Genomic DNA, 19,607 nt, shown 5'->3' with positions numbered 1-19,607 from the left:
TATGAAAGCAAAAGCAAAAGTACGAAAACATTCATCAATTGTGAATTATGAATTATGAATTATGAGTTTTTTTCTTTGCTATCGTTTTAATTTTTGTTTTTTGACTTTTGATATTTTTCTTTTTAGTAAATATGATTTTAAGTAATAATTTCTGAAATTCGCATAAAAAAAATTATGGACGTAAAAATGCATTCTTCTTGGAAACCAGTTTTGAATGAAGAATTCGAAAAACCATATTTCAACGATTTAATTGAATTTGTAAAAACGGAATACGCAACAAAAGTTTGTTATCCAAAAGGGAGTCAAATTTTTTCAGCTTTTGACCATTGTCATTTTGATGAAGTTAAAGTGGTTATTATCGGGCAAGATCCTTATCATGGGCCAAATCAAGCAAATGGATTATGTTTTTCTGTAAATGATGGAATTCCGTTTCCGCCATCGCTTCAAAATATATTTAAAGAAATTCAGGATGATTTCAATATACCAATGCCTAATACGGGTAATTTAGAGCGTTGGGCAGATCAAGGCGTTTTTCTTTTAAATGCTACTTTAACTGTTAGACAATCTGAAGCAGGGAGCCACCAAGGAAAAGGTTGGGAGAAATTCACTGATGCCGTGATCAAACAAATTTCTGCTGAAAAAGAAAATGTTGTCTTTTTACTTTGGGGAGGTTTTGCTCAAAAGAAAGCGACTTTAATTGACGCTTCAAAACATCATATTTTAAAATCGGGACATCCTTCTCCGTTAAGTGCCAATAGAGGTTTCTGGTTTGGAAATAAACATTTTAGCAAAACAAATGAATTCTTGAAATCTAAAGGATTGAAAGAAATTGAATGGTAATTTTTTAAAGTTGCAAAGTTTCAGAGTGACAAAGGTGCAAAGCTTTTACTTTGTGTCTTTGTGACTTTGCGAGAAATATTTGAGGGTAAAAAAAATCTTTTGGATCTGCAAAATCTGCGAGAAACAAAAGATTTTTATTTTTTTATTTTTTTACAATTTCTTCTAAAACGGCTTTGTTTTCGTAATTCACCACTTTTAGAATAATTTCCTGATTTTTTACTGTTTTTCCTTCAATAATATAAAGCTTTCCTTTTTTGAATGGAACATTGCTTTGGTCAAAATCGACATCTCCATAAGTTAATGTGTTTTTGACATCTGCCGTGTCAACCCATTTTTCACTTAAAGTCTGAACGGCTTTTGGAGAATATTGAAAAGGTTTTGTTCTAAGATTGTTTAAAACTCTGGCATTTGGAAAATAATTGCATCGGGTATCTTTTCCGATAAAAAATCCTGATACAATAAAACATCCCATAACGAGACCAATCAGGTAATATGCAAAACGGTGTACGAACTTCATGAAATAAAATTTTTGCAAAGGTACATTAAAGTTCCCTTAAAATACAAGTAAATTAATATCGTTGTCTGGCAAATCGAACCAGTCGCCAATTGCTTTATTTGTTAGAATTCCGTGATAAAGATAAATGCCATTTTTAAGGCCTTTATTGCATCGAATTGCACTTTCAATACCACCATCTTCGGCTATCTGATGCAGGTAAGGTGTTAAGATATTACTTATTGATAATGAAGCAGTTTTGGAATAACGAGATGGTATATTTGGCACACAATAGTGTAAAACATTGCTTTTTATAAATGTTGGTTTTTCATGAGTAGTTACTTCTGAAGTTTCGAAACAGCCACCAGTATCAATACTAACGTCAACAATTACAGCGCCTTTTTTCATATGTTCTACCATTGTTTCGTTCACAACAATCGGACAACGCTCTTTTCCACGCATTGCTCCAATCGCTACGTCACAACGTCTTAAAGCCTTTAATAAACCTTTTTGCTGTATGGTAGAAGTGAAAATTCTTTGATTTAAATTGTTTTGAAGACGACGTAGTTTTGTAATTGAGTTATCGAAAACCTTAACATTTGCGCCTAATCCAATAGCGGTTTTTGCTGCAAATTCGCCAACAGTTCCAGCTCCTAAAATCACAACTTCGGTAGGAGGAACGCCTGTAATGTTTCCAAATAAAAGTCCTTTTCCAAATTCATCTGTGATCATTAATTCTGCAGCAATAAGTATTGAGGCAGTTCCGGCGATTTCGCTTAAAGATTTTACAGCAGGATAAGATCCGTCTTCGTCTTTAATATATTCAAAAGCTAATGCTGTAATTTTCTTTTGAGCTAAAGCTTCGAAGTAAGATTTCTTTTTAGTTTTTAGCTGAATCGCAGAAATAATAACCGTTTCGGGATTTATCATTTCGATTTCAGCCAAAGTTGGAGGTTCTACTTTTAGTAGAAATGGACAACCAAAAACCCTTTTGGTGTCTTTTGTAATTTCTGCTCCTGCATCTGCATATTCTTTGTCTGTATAACTCGAGCATTCTCCTGCTCCAGATTCAATCATAACGCGGTGACCTGCGTAAGTTAAGGAATTTACAGCATCGGGCGTGAGACAGATACGACGTTCTTGGTAACTTGTTTCTTTAGGAATTCCTATAAAAAGTTCTCTTTTAAAACGACCAACCTCAAGTTTTTCTTCCTGCGGTATTAATTGTTGTTTTGTAAATGGAGTTAACGTGATTGACATGGATAATGCAAAAAATTAAGAGTACAAATTACGTAAAAAGTTTTAAAATTAATGTAAAAATTCTGCTAATACTCAAAGATAAAAGTTAAGAAATATTATACCTGTCAATAAAGAGGTGAATTTTTCTTTTTACGATTATTTATATAGGTTTTAAACTAAATTTAGTTCTCTTTTTCCATCAGCAAGCAATTCTATGTTTATTGTAGAATGTTCTTCTGGGATTAGACTCGCAATTTTTTCAGACCATTCGATAAAACACCAATTTCCAGAATACAAATAATCGTCAACGCCCATATCTAGCGCTTCGGTTTCTTTGTTTAATCTATAAAAATCAAAGTGATAAACGGTTTGATTACTAGAAGTTTTGTATTCGTTTACAAGAGAAAAAGTCGGACTGCTTGTTGCATCTTGAACTCCTAAACTTTTGCATAGTTGTTTGATTAAAGTAGTTTTCCCAACTCCCATTTCACCATTAAAAAGAATGATTTTTTTAGGGTTTGAAGCTATAATCTGCTCGGCAACTTCTTGAATTTGATCTAATGAAAAAACGATGTTCATTGTTGTTTGTTTTTTTGCCACGAATTTCGCAAATTTTGGCGAATTATTTTTTAAATGCCACAGATTAAAAGATTAAAAAGGATTTTCAAATCAATATTGATCTGTAAAATCTGTGGCAAGAATTATTTTATTTAAATTCAAAATTGAAAACTGCGACTTAAAGCTTTTATTTCGGGTTAAATACCAAAAACGGAATAATCATTTCTTCTAACGAAATTCCTCCGTGTTGGTAGGTGTTTTTGTAATAGCTCACATAATGATTGTAGTTGTTTACGTAAGCCAAGAAAAAATCATTTTTGGCAAAAATAAACGAACTGCTCATGTTTATTGCAGGTAAGCCAATGGTTTTAGGCTCTTTTACTACATAAACATCTTTTTGCTCGTATGTTAAACTACGTCCAGTTTTATAACGCAAATTTAGACTTGTATTTTTATCACCCACAACTTTCGACGGATTTTTTACATTAATTGTTCCGTGGTCTGTTGTTAAGATAAGTTTAAAGCCTAAAAGTTGTGCCTGTTGGATAATTTCTAATAAAGGAGAATTTTTAAACCAGCTTAAGGTTAAAGAACGATACGCTTTATCATCAGAAGCTAATTCTTTTACTACTTCCATTTCGGTTTTAGCATGCGAAAGCATATCAACGAAATTGTAAACAACAGTTACTAAGTCATTTCCTTTTAAAGCTTTAAAGTTTTCGGCTAACTTTTTTCCGCCAGCATAATTGGTGATTTTGAAATAATCTTCTTTAATGTTTAAACCTAAACGTTTTAACTGAGCCGATAAAAACTCTGCTTCATAAAGGTTTTTTCCTCCGTCTTCTACATCGTTTTTCCAATATTCAGGAAATTGTTTTTCCATTTCTAGAGGCATTAAACCAGAAAAAATAGAATTTCTAGCATATTGAGTTGCTGTTGGAAGAATGGAGTAGTACGGAACTTCTTTTTCTAGTTTGTAATAGTTTGAAATTACACCTTCAAAAGCTTTCCATTGATCGTAACGAAGGTTATCAATTACAACAAAAAGGATTGGTTTGTCTTTCTTTTTAATTTCTGGAACTACTAATTCTTTAAACAAAGTATTAGATTGAATCGGTTTATCTGCTTTTGGTGCAAACCAATCTTCGTAATTTCTTTCGATATATTTTCCGAATTGCGAATTCGCTTCAACTTTTTGGGATTCTAAAATTTCGATCATCGCTGTATCATTGATGTCTTCTAGTTTTAATTCCCAAAAAAGCAATTTTTTGTACAATTCAATCCAATCTTCGTATGAATTAACCATTGCCAATTCCATCGAAATCTTTCTAAATTCTTTCTGATAATCTAAAGTGGTTTTTTCGGTGATTAATCTCGAATCATCTAGATTTTTCTTCAAACTCAATAGAATTTGGTTCGGATTTACGGGTTTAATCAAATAATCGGCGATTTTAGAACCAATGGCTTCTTCCATAATGTATTCTTCCTCGCTTTTGGTGATCATAATCATCGGAATCGCTGATTTTTTTTCTTTCATTTCAGAAAGCGTTTCTAATCCGCTCATTCCAGGCATGTTTTCATCTAGAAAAACAATATCAAAATTATCTTCTTCAAACAACGCAATCGCATCAAGGCCGTTATTGCAAGTAGTAACTTCGTAATTCTTTTTTTCTAGAAATAATATGTGGGGTTTTAAAAGATCGATTTCATCGTCGACCCAAAGTATCTTTATCTTATCCATAAATCAATTTAATTTTACTGCAATTTAAAGTTATAGAACTTAAAAAGTATTAAAAATAGTATAAAATTACCAAAGTTAAACCATGATTTTATTTTGAAATTTAACATTTTTTAATGTATTTTATTGATAATCATCATATTTTAGAGTGTGATTTTTAAATAAAAAACACCGAGCTCTTTATACTTATTTACTTATATTTGTTGACCAAAAAAATAACGAGACTGTGACTCAGATCAATAAATTAAAAATATTCAACGATCCTATATATGGCTTCATTACGATTCCGAATGAGCTGGTTTACGATCTAATTCAGCATCCTTATTTTCAGCGTCTACGACGTATTTCACAGATGGGATTATCGTATTTGGTGTATCCAGGAGCGAATCATACTCGTTTTCATCATGCATTAGGATGTATGCATTTGATGAAAAAAGCTATTGACACGCTTCGTTTTAAAGAGGTTGTGATTTCTGAAGAAGAAGAAAATGCGCTTTTAATAGCAATTTTGCTTCATGATATAGGGCATGGGCCGTTTTCTCATGCGATGGAAAAAAGTATTGTTGAAGATGTGCACCACGAAGCCATTTCACTATTATTTATGAATCAGTTAAATGAAGAATTTGACGGAAGATTAAGTTTGGCGATTCAGGTTTTTAAAGGTGAATACCATAGAAAATTCATGTTGCAATTGATTTCAAGTCAGTTGGATATGGATCGAATGGATTACTTGAAACGAGATAGTTTTTATACAGGTGTTGCTGAAGGAAATGTAAACTCTGAACGATTGATTCAGATGATGAATGTTGAAAATGATGTTTTAGTAATTGAAGAAAAAGGAATTTATTCTGTAGAAAAATTTCTGCTTTCTAGGAGATTAATGTACTGGCAAGCTTATTTGCATAAAACAAGTTTGGTTGCCGAATTGATTTTAATGAAAGTCTTAAAAAGAGCAAAAGAATTGGTTTTGAAAGGATTAGATCTTCCTTGCAGTGAGCCTCTTTCTTATTTTATGCATAATAAAATAACTCTAGAAAATTTTGATGCCGAAAAGCTCGACTTGTTTTCTCAATTGGATGATTTTGATATTATTAGCGCTTTAAAAGCTTGGCAGAGACAAGACGATTTCGTTTTAAGCACTTTAAGCAAAATGATAATTAACAGAGATTTGCTTAAAATTAAAATGAGCGCTGAGAAAGTTTCTATGGAAGAATCTCAATCTTTAAAAGAGCAGTTTGCTAATAAGCATCATATTTCGCAATTAGATGCAGGATATTTTATTTTTAGAGGTAAAATTAAAAACCAAGCCTATAGTAAGGAAGCAGAACCTATTCGTATTTTGAAAAAAGATAAAACAATTGAAGATGTTGTTGAAGCTTCTGACCAACTGAATTTGAAATCGTTATCTAAATTGGTGACAAAATATTATATCTGTTTCCCAAAACAACTTATATAAAATTAACATTTAAAACCTATTTTTTATATTTTTGTCGCGATGAAATTTACAGCAGAACAAATAGCAGGAATTTTAGAAGGAGAAGTTGTTGGGAATCCCAATGCAGAAGTTTCTAAGCTTTCTAAAATCGAAGAAGGGGACGAAGGGTCGCTTACTTTTTTGGCTAATCCAAAGTATATCAATTATATATATACTACAAAAGCGACAGTAACAATTGTTAATGATAGCTTTATTCCAGAACAGGAAATTACTACTACACTTATTAAAGTGGAAGATGCTTATGCAGCGTTTTCTAAACTTTTACATTTTTATAATCAAGTAAAATTAAATAAAACAGGTATCGAGCCTCAGTCATTTATGTCTGAAGGAACCAAATATGGAGAAAATTTATATTTGGGAAGTTTTAGTTATATTGGACAAAATGTAGTTTTGGGCAATAATGTGAAAATATATCCAAATAGTTTTATTGGTGACAATGTTACTATTGGTGATAATGTATTCATCTTTGCTGGTGCAAAAATCTATTCAGAAACTGTAATAGGAAACAATTGTACTGTTCATTCTGGTGTTATTATCGGTGCTGATGGTTTTGGATTTGCTCCAAATGAAGATGGAGAATATAGTAAAGTACCACAAATTGGTAATGTTATTATTGAGGATAACGTAGATATTGGTGCAAATACTACAATCGACAGAGCAACCCTTGGTTCTACAATAATTAGAAAAGGGGTTAAATTAGACAATCAAATTCAGATTGCTCACAATGTAGAAATTGGAAAAAATACTGTGATAGCTGCTCAAAGTGGGGTAGCAGGTTCTACAAAAATTGGCGAGAACTGTATGATTGGAGGACAAGTTGGTATAGTAGGCCATTTAACAATTGGCAATAATGTTAGAGTTCAGGCACAGTCTGGCGTTTCAAGAAACATTAAAGATGGTGAAGTTTTACAAGGTTCGCCATCACTTGGATATAGTGATTTTAATAAATCGTATGTTCATTTTAAGAATCTGCCTAAAATTGTGGCTGAAGTTGAAGAATTAAAAAAACAAATAATAAACCCAAAAAATGGAAATAATGGTTAAACAGAAGACCATCAAAAATGAAATTTCGCTAACAGGAGTTGGTTTACACACTGGAAAAGAAGTTACAATGACTTTTAAACCTGCACCCGTTAATAATGGTTTCACTTTTGTAAGAGTAGATTTGCAAGGTCAACCAGTAATTGAAGCTGATGCTAATTATGTTGTTAATACTCAAAGAGGAACAAATCTTGAGAAACTTGGTGTAAAAATTCAAACACCAGAACACGTTTTGGCTGCAGTGGTTGGTTGTGATTTGGATAATGTTATTATTGAATTGAATGCCTCTGAACTACCAATTATGGATGGTTCATCAAAATATTTTGTTGAAGCGATAGAGAAAGCTGGAATTGAAGAACAAGATGCAAGCAGAAATGTTTACGTAGTTAAAGAAGTAATTTCTTTTACAGATGAAGCTACTGGAAGCGAAATTCTTGTTATGCCTAGCGACGAATATCAAGTAACAACTATGGTAGATTTTGGTACTAAAGTTTTAGGTACTCAAAATGCTACTTTAAAAAGTTTAGCAGATTTTAAATCTGAAATTGCGAGTTCTAGAACTTTTAGTTTCCTTCACGAATTAGAGTCTTTGTTAGAGCACGGACTTATTAAAGGTGGAGATTTAAACAATGCAATTGTGTATGTAGATAAAGAAATCTCTGAGTCTACAATGGAGAATTTAAAGAAAGCGTTTGGTAAAGAAGAGATTTCAGTTAAACCAAACGGAGTTTTAGATAACTTGACTTTGCACTATCCAAACGAAGCAGCAAGACATAAATTGCTAGATGTAATTGGAGATTTATCTTTAATTGGAGTTCGTATCCAAGGAAAAATTATTGCTAACAAACCAGGACACTTTGTAAACACTCAGTTTGCTAAAAAATTAGCAAAAATTATCAAGATAGAGCAGAGAAATCATGTTCCTACTTATGATTTGCATCAAGAACCATTGATGGATATTCATAAAATCATGTCTATGCTGCCTCACAGACCTCCATTCTTGTTAATTGACAGAATTATCGAAATGTCTGATCGTCACGTAGTAGGATTGAAAAATGTTACCATGAACGAGAATTTCTTCGTTGGTCACTTTCCAGAAGCTCCAGTTATGCCAGGTGTATTAATTGTTGAAGCAATGGCTCAAACAGGTGGAATTTTAGTGTTAAGTACTGTTCCAGATCCTGAAAATTATTTGACATATTTCATGAAAATTGATAATGTTAAATTTAAACACAAAGTATTGCCAGGTGATACTTTAATCTTTAAATGTGAGTTAATTTCTCCTATCAGAAGAGGAATTTGCCATATGCAAGCAAATGCTTATGCAAATGGTAAATTAGTAACCGAGGCAGAATTAATGGCACAAATAGCAAGAAAACAATAATAAATTATCAAATTTATTGTTTAGGTTTGTTGCTTCAAATTAGAATATTTTAATTAAAAATATAAAACATACAGATGAATCAACCATTAGCATATGTTCATCCAGGCGCGAAAATCGCTAAAAACGTTGTAATAGAGCCATTTACAACAATTCACAATAATGTTGTTATTGGTGATGGTACTTGGATTGGTTCAAACGTGACCATTATGGAAGGTGCTCGAATTGGAAAAAATTGTAATATTTTCCCAGGAGCAGTAATTTCTGCGGTGCCACAAGATTTAAAATTTGGAGGTGAAGATTCTCTTGCTATTATTGGCGATAATTGTACAATTAGAGAATGTGTAACTATTAATAGAGGGACTATTGCTTCTGGCCAAACTGTAATTGGAAACAATTGTTTGGTAATGGCTTATGCTCACATCGCGCACGACTGTGAGATCGGAAACAATGCAATTATTGTAAATGGTGTTGCATTAGCTGGACACGTAGTTGTTGGAAATCATGCAGTTATTGGAGGTTTAGCGGCGATTCACCAGTTTATTCATATTGGAGATCACGCTATGATTTCTGGAGGATCTTTGGTTAGAAAAGACGTTCCGCCATTTACAAAGGCAGCAAAAGAGCCTTTGTCTTATGTAGGAATTAATTCTGTTGGTTTACGAAGAAGAGGTTTTAGTACTGAAAAAATTAGAGAAATTCAGGAAATCTATAGAATATTGTATCAAAAGAATTACAATACAACGCAAGCTTTAAGCATTATTGAAGCTGAAATGGAAGCGACTCCAGAAAGAGATGAAATTCTAGATTTTATTAGAAATTCTTCTCGAGGAATTATGAAAGGTTACTCAGGAAATTATTAAAAATTGAGTTTAATTGTTTATTTGTTTAATCGTTTAATCGAAAAAACAGTTAAACGGTTAAACGATTAAACAAAAAAATAAAACAAATACAAATGGCATCTACATCAGATATTAGAAACGGATTGTGTATTAAATTTAATCACGATATCTATAAAATTATTGAATTTCTTCACGTAAAACCTGGAAAAGGTCCAGCTTTCGTTAGAACTAAATTGAAAAGTTTGACTTCTGGAAAAGTATTAGATAATACATTTTCTGCTGGTCACAAGATTGACGTTATCCGTGTTGAAACACATACATTTCAATATTTATATCCAGAAGGTGATGAATTTCACTTCATGAATGCTGAAACGTTTGAGCAAATTTCTTTAAACAAAAACATTTTGGATGCTCCAGATTTGTTAAAGGAAGGAACAAACGTAATGGTACAGATTAATACAGAAACAGATTTGCCATTATCAGTAGATATGCCTGCATCTGTAATTCTTGAAGTTACTTATGCTGAGCCAGGTGTAAAAGGAAACACAGCAACAAACGCTACTAAAAATGCTACAGTAGAAACAGGAGCGAACATAAATGTTCCTTTGTTTATTAACGAAGGCGATAAAATTAAAATCGATACAGCTTCAGGTTCTTACATGGAGCGTGTAAAAGAGTAGTTATTTTAATTAAGATAATTTGACAATGAGTCAATTAGATAATAAGTGAATCGACATAATTTTGTATATTCACATTCTAATTGACTCATTTTCTAATTTACAAGTTTTCTAATTATACTATATGAAATTTCCAAAGAGTCATTCTTTACAAGAAATTGCTAATTTGCTTAATTGCAAATTTATCGGAGACAAAGACTTTCAAGTTTTAGGCATGAACGAGATACACGTTGTAGAGCCTGGTGATATTGTTTTTGTTGACCATCCAAAATACTATGATAAAGCTTTGCAATCGGCGGCTACTATTGTTTTAATAAACAAAGAAGTTGAGTGCCCAGAAGGTAAAGCTCTTTTGATTTCTGATGATCCATTTAGAGATTTTAATATTTTAACCAGACATTTTAAACCGTTTCAATTTGCTAATGTTGCTATAGCTCCATCGGCAGAAATTGGAGAAGGAACTGTTATTCAGCCTAATAGTTTTGTTGGAAACAATGTAAAAATTGGTAAAAACTGTCTAATACATTCTAATGTATCTATTTACGATCATACTATAATAGGAGATAATGTAATTATACATGCCGGAACTATTTTAGGTGCGGATGCTTTTTATTATAAAAAACGTCCAGAAGGATTCGATCAGTTGGTTTCTGGTGGTCGAGTTGTTATTGAAGATAATGTTGGTATTGGAGCTTTATGTACTATCGATAAAGGTGTTACTGGAGATACAACAATTGGTGCAGGATCAAAATTAGATAATCAAGTGCATGTTGGCCATGATACAGTGATTGGAAAAAAATGTCTGATCGCTTCTCAAACTGGTATTGCAGGTTGTGTGATTATAGAAGATGAAGTAACGTTATGGGGACAAGTAGGAACTACTAGCGGTATTACAATTGGTGCAAAAGCTGTTGTAATGGGGCAGACAGGTGTTACGAAGTCAGTTGAAGGCGGAAAATCATATTTTGGTACTCCAATTGAAGAGTCTAGAGAAAAATTGAAGCAATTAGCCAATATCAAGAAGATTCCTGAAATTTTAAGTAAATTGAAGTAATATGTCTATTAAAGAATTTGTTCAGAAATTTTATAAGTCAGATGCCTTAATTGATAGCGAAATTTTAAAAACATATCTGCATCCTGATGTTATTCTTGAATGGAACAGCAGTAAAGGTTTTATTCAAATGGATTATGATTCGATAATTGAAATGGCCAATGAGCTTAGTCGTGCTTATGTACGTTCTAAGGTTAGAATTAGTCATATTATTAGCGAAGATGATTTAGTATCAGTACGTTACTCTCATTTTGTAAAAACAATCGAGAATCCTAGAGAAGAAATGCTTTTAGCGCATTTTGCAACCATTTGGCAGATAAAAGATGATAAACTTTATAGAGGTTATCAAATGAGTCAATTTTCTTAATATTTTTTTGACAATAAAAGAGGCAAAATACATTACAAAACCTTATTTTTGCAACACAAATTTAAAAACTACATAAAATATATATCATGAGTGTTTTAGTTAATAAAGATTCCAAAATAATTGTTCAGGGATTTACAGGAAGTGAAGGAACTTTCCACGCTTCTCAAATGATTGAGTACGGTACTAACGTTGTTGGAGGTGTTACTCCAGGAAAAGGTGGTACAAGCCATTTAGATCGTCCAGTTTTTAATACAGTAAAAGATGCTGTAGATCAAGCTGGTGCTGATACTTCTATCATTTTTGTTCCGCCAGCTTTTGCTGCTGACGCAATTATGGAAGCTGCTGATGCTGGAATTAAAGTAATTATTGCCATTACAGAAGGAATTCCTGTAGCAGACATGATTAAAGCAAATAATTATGTTAAAGAAAGAAATTCAAGATTAATTGGTCCGAACTGTCCAGGTGTTATCACTCCAGGTGAAGCTAAAGTTGGTATTATGCCAGGTTTCGTTTTCAAAAAAGGTACAGTTGGTATCGTTTCTAAATCAGGAACTTTAACTTACGAAGCTGCTGACCAAGTTGTAAAACAAGGTTTAGGAATTACTACAGCTATCGGAATTGGTGGAGATCCAATTATTGGAACTACAACTAAAGAAGCTGTTGAATTATTAATGAACGATCCAGAAACTGAAGCTATCATCATGATTGGTGAAATCGGTGGTCAATTAGAAGCTGATGCTGCAAGATGGGTAAAAGCTGACGGTAACCGTAAACCAGTTATTGGATTTATCGCTGGAGAAACTGCTCCTGCTGGTAGAACAATGGGGCACGCAGGTGCTATTGTTGGTGGTTCTGATGATACAGCTGCTGCTAAGAAACAAATTATGAGAGACAATGGAATTCACGTTGTTGATTCACCAGCAGAAATTGGTAAAAAAGTAAAAGAAGTACTTGGATAATTTTCAAGTTTCAAAATTATAAATTCCAAAAAAGTCTCAATATCCTGTTGAGACTTTTTTACATTTTAAAGGCTGAGGCGTAAATGAAAAAAAACTTAGCATCTTAGAACCTCAGTATCTTAGAAGCTTAAAGAAGAAATATGTACAAAGAATTAGAAAAATTTAAAGCAACAAACAGTTTTACTTTTACTGTAAATGATAGTTTAGAAGAAACTTGCAATGCTCCAGAAGGAAGTGCAGGAATCTTTGTTGTTTATGCGGTTGAAGGTGATGAAAAAGAATTGATCATGGTTGGTTCTACAGGAACTGTTCAAAATGACGGAACTTTAAAGAGTAAAAATGGTGGACTTTACGACAAAATCGTCAATGGACATCAGTTTGCTAAAACGGGAAGAAAATATTCTTGGCCAGCACAAATGAAATTAGAGAACATCGAAGCATTAGAAGTAGTTTGGTACGAAACGTTTGCAGGCGATGTAAAAGCAATTCCTACTGCTGTTGAAGGGCAAGTTTTGCAAAACTTCTTAGATGAAAATGGTAAATTACCAAGATGGAATGTAGCTTTTTAAGTTCCTTTCAATCTGAATATTATCAAAAAACCTTACTGATTTAATTGGTAAGGTTTTTTTGTGAGATGTAGGTTTTAATTTTTAAAAATATAAATAGCAAAAAAAAAAATCTATTTACGGTCTATTTTTTTATACTTAGAAAGCTTTATTTTAAATAAGGCTTTTTTTTATGTCTTTTTTTCTGGTGTCGTAAATCAATGATGAACAAAAAAACTGTAAGGTTCGATTTAGTTAATTAAAATTTAAATTATGGTAAATTTAAGTTTAATCAAAAAACAAGGCGCAATACTGATGAATTTAGAAAAAAGTTTATTTTTTTTGTAATTAATTGGGTTTTGATTATTTGCTTTTCTATATTTATCACACAAAAACAAAAAATAATGTTAAAATTCGATTCTTTTTGTATCTTATAAATTAATTGAAATGTAAAACACTTGTTTAATTTTTGTTAAATTAGATGTTTTGTTTATCAGTTTTAACTTAAAAAGAAATCAAATTTATTTCATATTAATCTATGTAGTAATCCTATTGTTTTAGTAATAACTTAGATAATCGGATTTTGCGCCCCAAAGCTTTTTTATATGAGCCAAATTTTAAAAAACAAGGTTTTAGACGATTTTATTCTGTGGAATAATTTGAAGAATGGTAATGAGAAATCATTTTCGTTACTTTTTGAAAAATACTATAGAGACTTAATCAGTTACGGCAATTCGCTTTGTTCGTATGAAGAAAAAGTACAAGATTGTATTCAAGATGTTTTTGCTGATATTTGGCTTTATCGCGACTCTCTTCAAGATAATGTTATTGTTAAGGCATATTTGCTTTCTAGTGTTAGAAAGAGAATTGCTCGTTTGCACGAGAGAGATCATGTATTTAGAAAAACTACTACTACAGATGTTTTAGAATTTCTTTTTGATTTTTCTATAGAAAATCGTTTGGTAGAAGACGAAGTTACTGCTGAACGTGTTCTTCTTTTGAATAAATTATTGAATGATCTTCCAGGTCGTCAGAAGGAAGCTTTGTATTTGCGTTATCACCAAGGATTAAGCGTAGATCAAATAGCAGATTTATTAGATGTGAATTATCAGTCGGCTAGTAATCTTCTACATCGCGGTTTACTGAGTCTTAGGAAAGAATGGACAGGCAGTATTCCGCTTCTAGTGCTTATATCTTCAGGGGTTTTTTAAAAATTTAAGAAAAAATCAAAAAAAAATCTTAAATCGGTGAGTATATAATAAAAAAACTGTCCTCTATGTTTTTGTAACCTTAATAATAAGATGCAAAAACGTAACAATTATATAGAAATTGAAGACTTCTTAGCTGATGAATCTTTTCAATTATGGATTTTATCTAAAGTTGATGAGCAAGCGTGGGAAGAATGGACTCTCGAGAATCTTCAAAGAGCCAAACTTGTTGAAGATGCAAGGCTTGTACTTTTGGCCATGCGGGTTCCAGAGTCTAAATTGTCTTCAAACGAAGTTCATGAAGCTTTACAGGAAACTTGGCGAAAAATTGAACATAGAGAAGAGCTTTCTCAACAATCTTCAAAAATTAAAAAACTTAAAATACGTAGATATTGGATTAGTGGTGTAGCCGCCGCTATTTTGATTGGTATTTTTTCTACATGGTTTTTTAGAAGTGAAATTACTGCAAATGATAATGTAGTTACTTACAACGAACTAGTTCAGGATAATAATGAAGGTTTGGTTGAACAAACCAATAATTCTGAAAAATCACAGATAATTACTTTATCTGATGGAAGTTCTGTTTTATTACAGCCCAATAGTAAATTAAGTTACCCTAAAATCTTTACCGGGAACGAAAGAAAGGTGTATTTATCCGGCGAAGGTTTCTTTGAAATTAGTAAAAATCCTAAAAAGCCTTTTTTTGTTTATGCTAATGAGATTGTCACTAGAGTTGTTGGAACAAGCTTTAGAATAAAGGCTTATCCAGATCAGCAAAATGTTGAAGTTCTTGTTCGCACCGGTAAAGTAAAGGTAAAATCTAATGATTTGGTTCGCACTACTGAAAACAAAGAAATTGTTTTGCTTCCTAATCAAGCATTGCGTTTTGCTCGTAAAGAATTAGTGTTTAATAAAATAACCAATATTACTGAAGATCCGATTTTAGTAAATAGTGTTAGAAATATCGAGCAGTTAAGTTTTGAGTTTACCGATATTCCTGTTGCACAAATTCTTGAAACTATAGAACAGGCTTATTTAGTAGATATTGATTTTCCTCACGAAAAATTAAAAGACTGCCGATTGACGACTTCTTTAAGTGATCAGCCATTGGCAGAAAAGCTGAAAATAATTTGTAAAAGCATTGGCAACGATACAAATTATGAAATGAATGGAAATCAGATTGTAATTACGACTTCTGGCTGTAACTAGACTTCGAAATTCGATTAAAAAATAAAAAATTAAAAATCCAAAATGAAGCTATTAAAAAACTAAAAAAAAACAATTTGTAAATGCCTATGTAAAAACCGAATGCATAAAAAAAGTGCCGAGAATGCTGTAACATTAACGACACTTAAATCTGAATAAATCACTCTCTGTAAAGGGTAATTTATGATGTTTCTTAAAATACACTCGAATAGTATTAATCAAAACAAACCAAAATTATGAAAAAACCTGTTGTCAAGCAACGATTACTTCACCAAATCATGAAAATAACGCTGTTTCAGTTTGTGTTAGCGCTTGTGTTTTCAAGTGTTACTCTCGCAAATAATGTAAATGGGCAGAAAAAATTAGATACTAAAGTAACTATTACAGTTGAGAACCTAACTTTAGACAATGCTTTATCAAAAATTGAAAAGTCTGCTCATGTAAAATTTTCTTATAACTCAAGACTTCCTCAACTAGGAGAGAAGGTTAGTATAGAAGCAAACCAAGAAACTCTGTCGAGTGTACTTAGCAGAGTATTGGTTCCTTTTAATATTACTTTTTCAGAAGTAAGCAATCAGATTGTGCTGCAAAAGAATACTATTGATTCTTTTTCGTATGCCAGTAATCACGATTCTTTATTTGAGGTTCTAACTTTTGGGCCAATCATTAAAGGAAAAGTTACTGACCAAACCGGTAGTCCGTTACCTGGTGCAACAATTATGGCAAAAGGCACAAAAACTGCTGTTTTAACAGATTTTGATGGAAACTTTACTATTGAAGTACCTGCTAATGTAGATCGTTTGGTTATTTCTTATGTGGGTATGGAGTCTAAAGAAATTGGAATCGATAATACTTCTCCAACAATTGTATTGACTGAAGCTGGCCAAAACCTTAAAGAGGTGGTAGTTACGACTGGATATGAAAAAACTTCAAAAAGAACATTTACTGGAGCTATTAGTAAAATTTCTGGCGCAGAATTAAAAATTGATGGTGTAGTTGACGTAAGCCGAATGATCGAAGGAAAAGCGGCGGGGGTTACAGTGCAAAACGTTACAGGTACTTTTGGTACTGCTCCTAAGATAACCGTTCGTGGATCTTCTTCAATTTTTGGAGATACGAAACCATTATGGGTTATTGATGGTGTTGTTCAAGAAGATATTATTAATATGTCGTTTGCTGATTTAGCATCTGGAAATTCAGAGACATTATTAAGTTCATCTGTAGCTGGTTTAAGTGCAAACGATATTCAAAGTATTGAAATTCTTAAAGATGCATCGGCTACGTCAATTTATGGATCTAGATCATTAAACGGAGTTGTGGTTGTAACAACAAAACAAGGACGTAGAGATTCTCCGCTGAAAATTACATACGGATTGGAGCAAACTGTAAGAACAGTTCCAAGTTATAGCCAATTTGATATTCTAAATTCTCAGGAATCTATGAGTATTTTTAAAGAAATGGAAGCTAAAGGTTATTTAGATTTACCAAGTACTGTAAATGGAAGATACGGTGGAGCTTATAATATTTTAGGAAGAGCAATAAATACTTATAATTCAGAAACTGGAACGTACTTGGTTAATAATGACCCTGTAAGCCGTAATAATTTTTTGAAAAAATATGAGCAGGCAAATACAGACTGGTTCAATGTTTTGTTTAGACCATCTATTACGCAAAATCACTCTTTAAGTTTTTCTGGAGGGGGTAAAAATAATACATTTTATGCTTCATTGGGGTATTATGCAGATCCAGGATGGACTATTGCAGACGATGTAAAACAGATTTCTAGTAATATTAAAGGGACTTTTTATGTCAATGATAAATTAAATGTTACTTTATCTACACTGGCATCTATTAGAGATCAAGGTGCGCCTGGAACTTACGAAAGCGAGAAAGATGTTGTTTTTGGTAAAGTGACACGTGATTTTGATATCAACCCTTTTAATTATGTATTAAATACAAGTAGAACTTTACGTCCTTATGACGATAATGGAAACTTAGAATACTATAGAAATAACTGGGCTAAAATGAATATTATAAACGAATTGGCTAACAATTTCATGGAAATTGAAGTAAAAGATATTCGTTTTCAATTAGATTTAGATTATAAAATTAATCCTCACTTAACTTATAATTTAACTGGTTCAGCTCGTTATGCAAACACAAGCCGTGAGCACAAAATTTTAGAAGGTTCAAACGTTGTTGGAGCATATAGAGCAGGAACAGCAATTGGTGAAGATGGAGTAAATACGTTAGTAAGAGATCAAAATATCTTTTTATATCAAGATCCAAATGACTTAACGGCGCCAAAAGAATCTGTATTGCCAAATGGTGGATTCTTGAGAAAGTTTACAAATGACATGACATCTTATAACTTAAGAAATAGTGTTACTTATAGAAATGTATTTGCTGAGAAGCATGAATTAGAAGGATTTTTTGGTACTGAAATGAGAGTTGTAGATAGAACTAGCGATCAATTTACAGCTGCAGGTTTACAATACGATAGAGGTTTGACTGCTTTTACAGATCCAAGAATTATTGAAAAAATAATTAACGCTGGTGATTCTTACTATGGTTTTAATGAAGAAAAAGAAAGAACAGTAGGTTTCTTTGGTAAAGTAGGTTACACTTATGATAGACGTTATACGGGTTCTGTTACAGGACGTTATGATGGATCTAACAGACAAGGAAATAGCGATTCTTCTAGATGGTTGCCAACTTATACTTTTAGTGGAAAATGGAATGTTGCTGAAGAGAGCTTCATGAAAAATGTTCAATCAGTTAATACTTTAGCATTAAGAGCGTCATACGGTTTAACAGCTACTGCAGGACCTGCAACAAACTCTTTGGCTATTTACAAAAGTGCTATTACAGACCGTTTCGGACTTGATGATAGAGAATCAGCCATTAGAATTGAAGAATTACAAAACGGAAATTTAACTTGGGAAAAGCAGTTTGAAACTAATATTGGACTTGATCTTGGAATGTTTAATAACAGAGTTCAGTTTACAACAGATGTTTACCGTCGTAAAGCTTTTGATCTTGTTGATTATGTAATTACATCAGGTATTGGAGGTCAAAGAATTAGACAAGGTAACAATGCCGATATGGAAACAAAAGGTTTAGAGGTTGCTTTTACTACTAAAAATATTGATACTAAAGATTTTAAATGGTCAACAAATCTTAATTTTTCTGTTTATCATCAAGAAATTACAAAACTGCAAAATACGCCAACAGCTTTTGATTTAGTTGATTCAAATGGTGGAAATACAGTTGGACACCCAAGAAATTCATTGTATTCATATCAATTTACAGGTTTGAATAATCAAGGTCTTCCAACATTTATATTACAAGATGGTGCAGAAAACAATATTACAGAGGCTAATTTTCAGGATAACTTAAATGTGACAAAATATTTGAAATACGAAGGGTCAATTGAGCCTAATAAATCATTTGGTTTTGCAAATACATTTACATACAAAAATCTGTCTCTTTATATATTCTTTGTAGGTTCAGGAGGAAATAAAGTTCGTTTAAATCCTGTATACGATAGTACTTATGATGACTTAACGGTATTTACAAAAGACTTTACAAACCGTTGGATTAATCCTGGAGATGAAAATTATACAAATGTTCCTGTTATTGCAGACAGACGTTTAAATGCTAATTATGGAGGAGATCGTACATTGGCAAGAGCTTATAATACTTATAACTATTCTGATGTTCGTATTGCCGATGGAGATTTTGTTAGATTAAAGAATATCTCATTAAGCTGGGAATTTCCTGCAGATTTCAAGAAGAAAATTGGGGTGAGCACTTTTACATTAAAAGGTTCAGCAGTAAATCCTTGGTTAGTTTATTCTGATAAACGATTAAATGGACAAGATCCTGAGTTCCGTAATACTGGAGGAGTTGCTTTCCCAGTGACAACTCAATATACATTTACTTTAAACCTTTCATTATAATAGTC

General features: G+C 32.3%; 17 protein-coding genes. 13 read left to right on the top strand and 4 right to left on the bottom strand.

Annotated features, from left to right (window positions below; translation table 11 throughout):
- The first annotated feature begins 174 nt into the window (after positions 1 to 174).
- The gene (locus tag JC605_RS08100; RefSeq protein WP_198855718.1) at positions 175 to 840 is read left to right on the top strand and encodes a uracil-DNA glycosylase; all 666 of its coding nucleotides are present in this window, start codon (positions 175 to 177) and stop codon (positions 838 to 840) included.
- Between the two features lie 142 nt (positions 841 to 982).
- Here the strand turns inward: JC605_RS08100 and JC605_RS08095 are convergent, their stop codons facing one another.
- The 4 genes from JC605_RS08095 to JC605_RS08080 all read right to left on the bottom strand — a co-directional run bounded on the left by JC605_RS08095 (position 983) and on the right by JC605_RS08080 (position 4,871).
- Positions 983 to 1,357 carry a DUF4258 domain-containing protein gene (locus tag JC605_RS08095; RefSeq protein WP_198855717.1) on the bottom strand — a complete coding sequence of 125 codons (375 nt, stop codon included), beginning with the start codon at positions 1,355 to 1,357 and terminating at the stop codon, positions 983 to 985.
- 36 nt (positions 1,358 to 1,393) lie between these two features.
- The gene (locus JC605_RS08090; RefSeq protein WP_198855716.1) at positions 1,394 to 2,593 is read right to left on the bottom strand and encodes an alanine dehydrogenase; all 1,200 of its coding nucleotides are present in this window, start codon (positions 2,591 to 2,593) and stop codon (positions 1,394 to 1,396) included.
- A 150-nt stretch (positions 2,594 to 2,743) separates the two neighbouring features.
- Complete coding sequence (gene tsaE, locus JC605_RS08085) at positions 2,744 to 3,214, bottom strand: tRNA (adenosine(37)-N6)-threonylcarbamoyltransferase complex ATPase subunit type 1 TsaE (RefSeq protein WP_255562390.1); 471 nt, start codon at positions 3,212 to 3,214, stop codon at positions 2,744 to 2,746.
- Between the two features lie 103 nt (positions 3,215 to 3,317).
- Positions 3,318 to 4,871 carry a bifunctional response regulator/alkaline phosphatase family protein gene (locus JC605_RS08080; protein WP_111369214.1) on the bottom strand — a complete coding sequence of 518 codons (1,554 nt, stop codon included), beginning with the start codon at positions 4,869 to 4,871 and terminating at the stop codon, positions 3,318 to 3,320.
- A 223-nt stretch (positions 4,872 to 5,094) separates the two neighbouring features.
- On the opposite strand from JC605_RS08080, the gene JC605_RS08075 reads away from it, so the two are divergent.
- The 12 genes from JC605_RS08075 (at position 5,095) to JC605_RS08020 (ending at position 19,602) form a co-directional block, all read left to right on the top strand.
- Entirely contained in the window at positions 5,095 to 6,324 is a 1,230-nt protein-coding gene (locus JC605_RS08075; RefSeq protein ID WP_198855714.1) for an HD domain-containing protein, read from the top strand.
- Positions 6,325 to 6,363: 39 nt separating this feature from the next.
- A complete protein-coding gene (gene lpxD / locus JC605_RS08070) occupies positions 6,364 to 7,407 on the top strand; it encodes a UDP-3-O-(3-hydroxymyristoyl)glucosamine N-acyltransferase (RefSeq protein ID WP_198855713.1) in 1,044 nt (347 codons plus the stop codon).
- A complete protein-coding gene (locus JC605_RS08065; protein ID WP_198855712.1) occupies positions 7,400 to 8,788 on the top strand; it encodes a bifunctional UDP-3-O-[3-hydroxymyristoyl] N-acetylglucosamine deacetylase/3-hydroxyacyl-ACP dehydratase in 1,389 nt (462 codons plus the stop codon). The genes lpxD and JC605_RS08065 overlap by 8 nt, the downstream gene beginning before the upstream one ends.
- Positions 8,789 to 8,862: 74 nt before the next feature.
- A complete protein-coding gene (gene lpxA, locus JC605_RS08060; protein ID WP_095951251.1) occupies positions 8,863 to 9,648 on the top strand; it encodes an acyl-ACP--UDP-N-acetylglucosamine O-acyltransferase in 786 nt (261 codons plus the stop codon).
- 92 nt (positions 9,649 to 9,740) lie between these two features.
- On the top strand, positions 9,741 to 10,307 hold the full coding sequence (efp, locus tag JC605_RS08055) for an elongation factor P (RefSeq protein WP_095929274.1): 567 nt from the start codon (positions 9,741 to 9,743) through the stop codon (positions 10,305 to 10,307).
- 121 nt (positions 10,308 to 10,428) lie between these two features.
- Positions 10,429 to 11,358 carry a UDP-3-O-(3-hydroxymyristoyl)glucosamine N-acyltransferase gene (locus tag JC605_RS08050; protein ID WP_198855711.1) on the top strand — a complete coding sequence of 310 codons (930 nt, stop codon included), beginning with the start codon at positions 10,429 to 10,431 and terminating at the stop codon, positions 11,356 to 11,358.
- Between the two features lies 1 nt (position 11,359).
- Positions 11,360 to 11,722: a nuclear transport factor 2 family protein gene (locus tag JC605_RS08045; RefSeq protein ID WP_198855710.1), complete on the top strand. Its 363-nt coding sequence runs from the start codon at positions 11,360 to 11,362 to the stop codon at positions 11,720 to 11,722.
- Between the two features lie 86 nt (positions 11,723 to 11,808).
- Positions 11,809 to 12,681, top strand: coding sequence for a succinate--CoA ligase subunit alpha (sucD, locus tag JC605_RS08040; RefSeq protein ID WP_057118027.1), 873 nt, complete (start codon positions 11,809 to 11,811; stop codon positions 12,679 to 12,681).
- Positions 12,682 to 12,821: 140 nt separating this feature from the next.
- Positions 12,822 to 13,250 (top strand): hypothetical protein, encoded by a 429-nt coding sequence (locus tag JC605_RS08035; protein ID WP_198855709.1) that lies wholly within the window; start codon positions 12,822 to 12,824, stop codon positions 13,248 to 13,250.
- 581 nt (positions 13,251 to 13,831) lie between these two features.
- The gene (locus tag JC605_RS08030) at positions 13,832 to 14,437 is read left to right on the top strand and encodes an RNA polymerase sigma factor (protein WP_198855708.1); all 606 of its coding nucleotides are present in this window, start codon (positions 13,832 to 13,834) and stop codon (positions 14,435 to 14,437) included.
- Positions 14,438 to 14,527: 90 nt separating this feature from the next.
- On the top strand, positions 14,528 to 15,643 hold the full coding sequence (locus tag JC605_RS08025; protein ID WP_198855707.1) for a FecR family protein: 1,116 nt from the start codon (positions 14,528 to 14,530) through the stop codon (positions 15,641 to 15,643).
- Between the two features lie 233 nt (positions 15,644 to 15,876).
- A complete protein-coding gene (locus JC605_RS08020) occupies positions 15,877 to 19,602 on the top strand; it encodes a SusC/RagA family TonB-linked outer membrane protein (protein ID WP_198855706.1) in 3,726 nt (1,241 codons plus the stop codon).
- Positions 19,603 to 19,607 lie beyond the last annotated feature (5 nt).

The organism is Flavobacterium sp. IB48 (genome assembly GCF_016405855.1).
Classification (GTDB): domain Bacteria; phylum Bacteroidota; class Bacteroidia; order Flavobacteriales; family Flavobacteriaceae; genus Flavobacterium; species Flavobacterium ginsengisoli.
The sequence above is the reverse complement of the archived record's forward strand: the minus strand, read 5'-3'. Positions and strand labels throughout refer to the sequence as shown.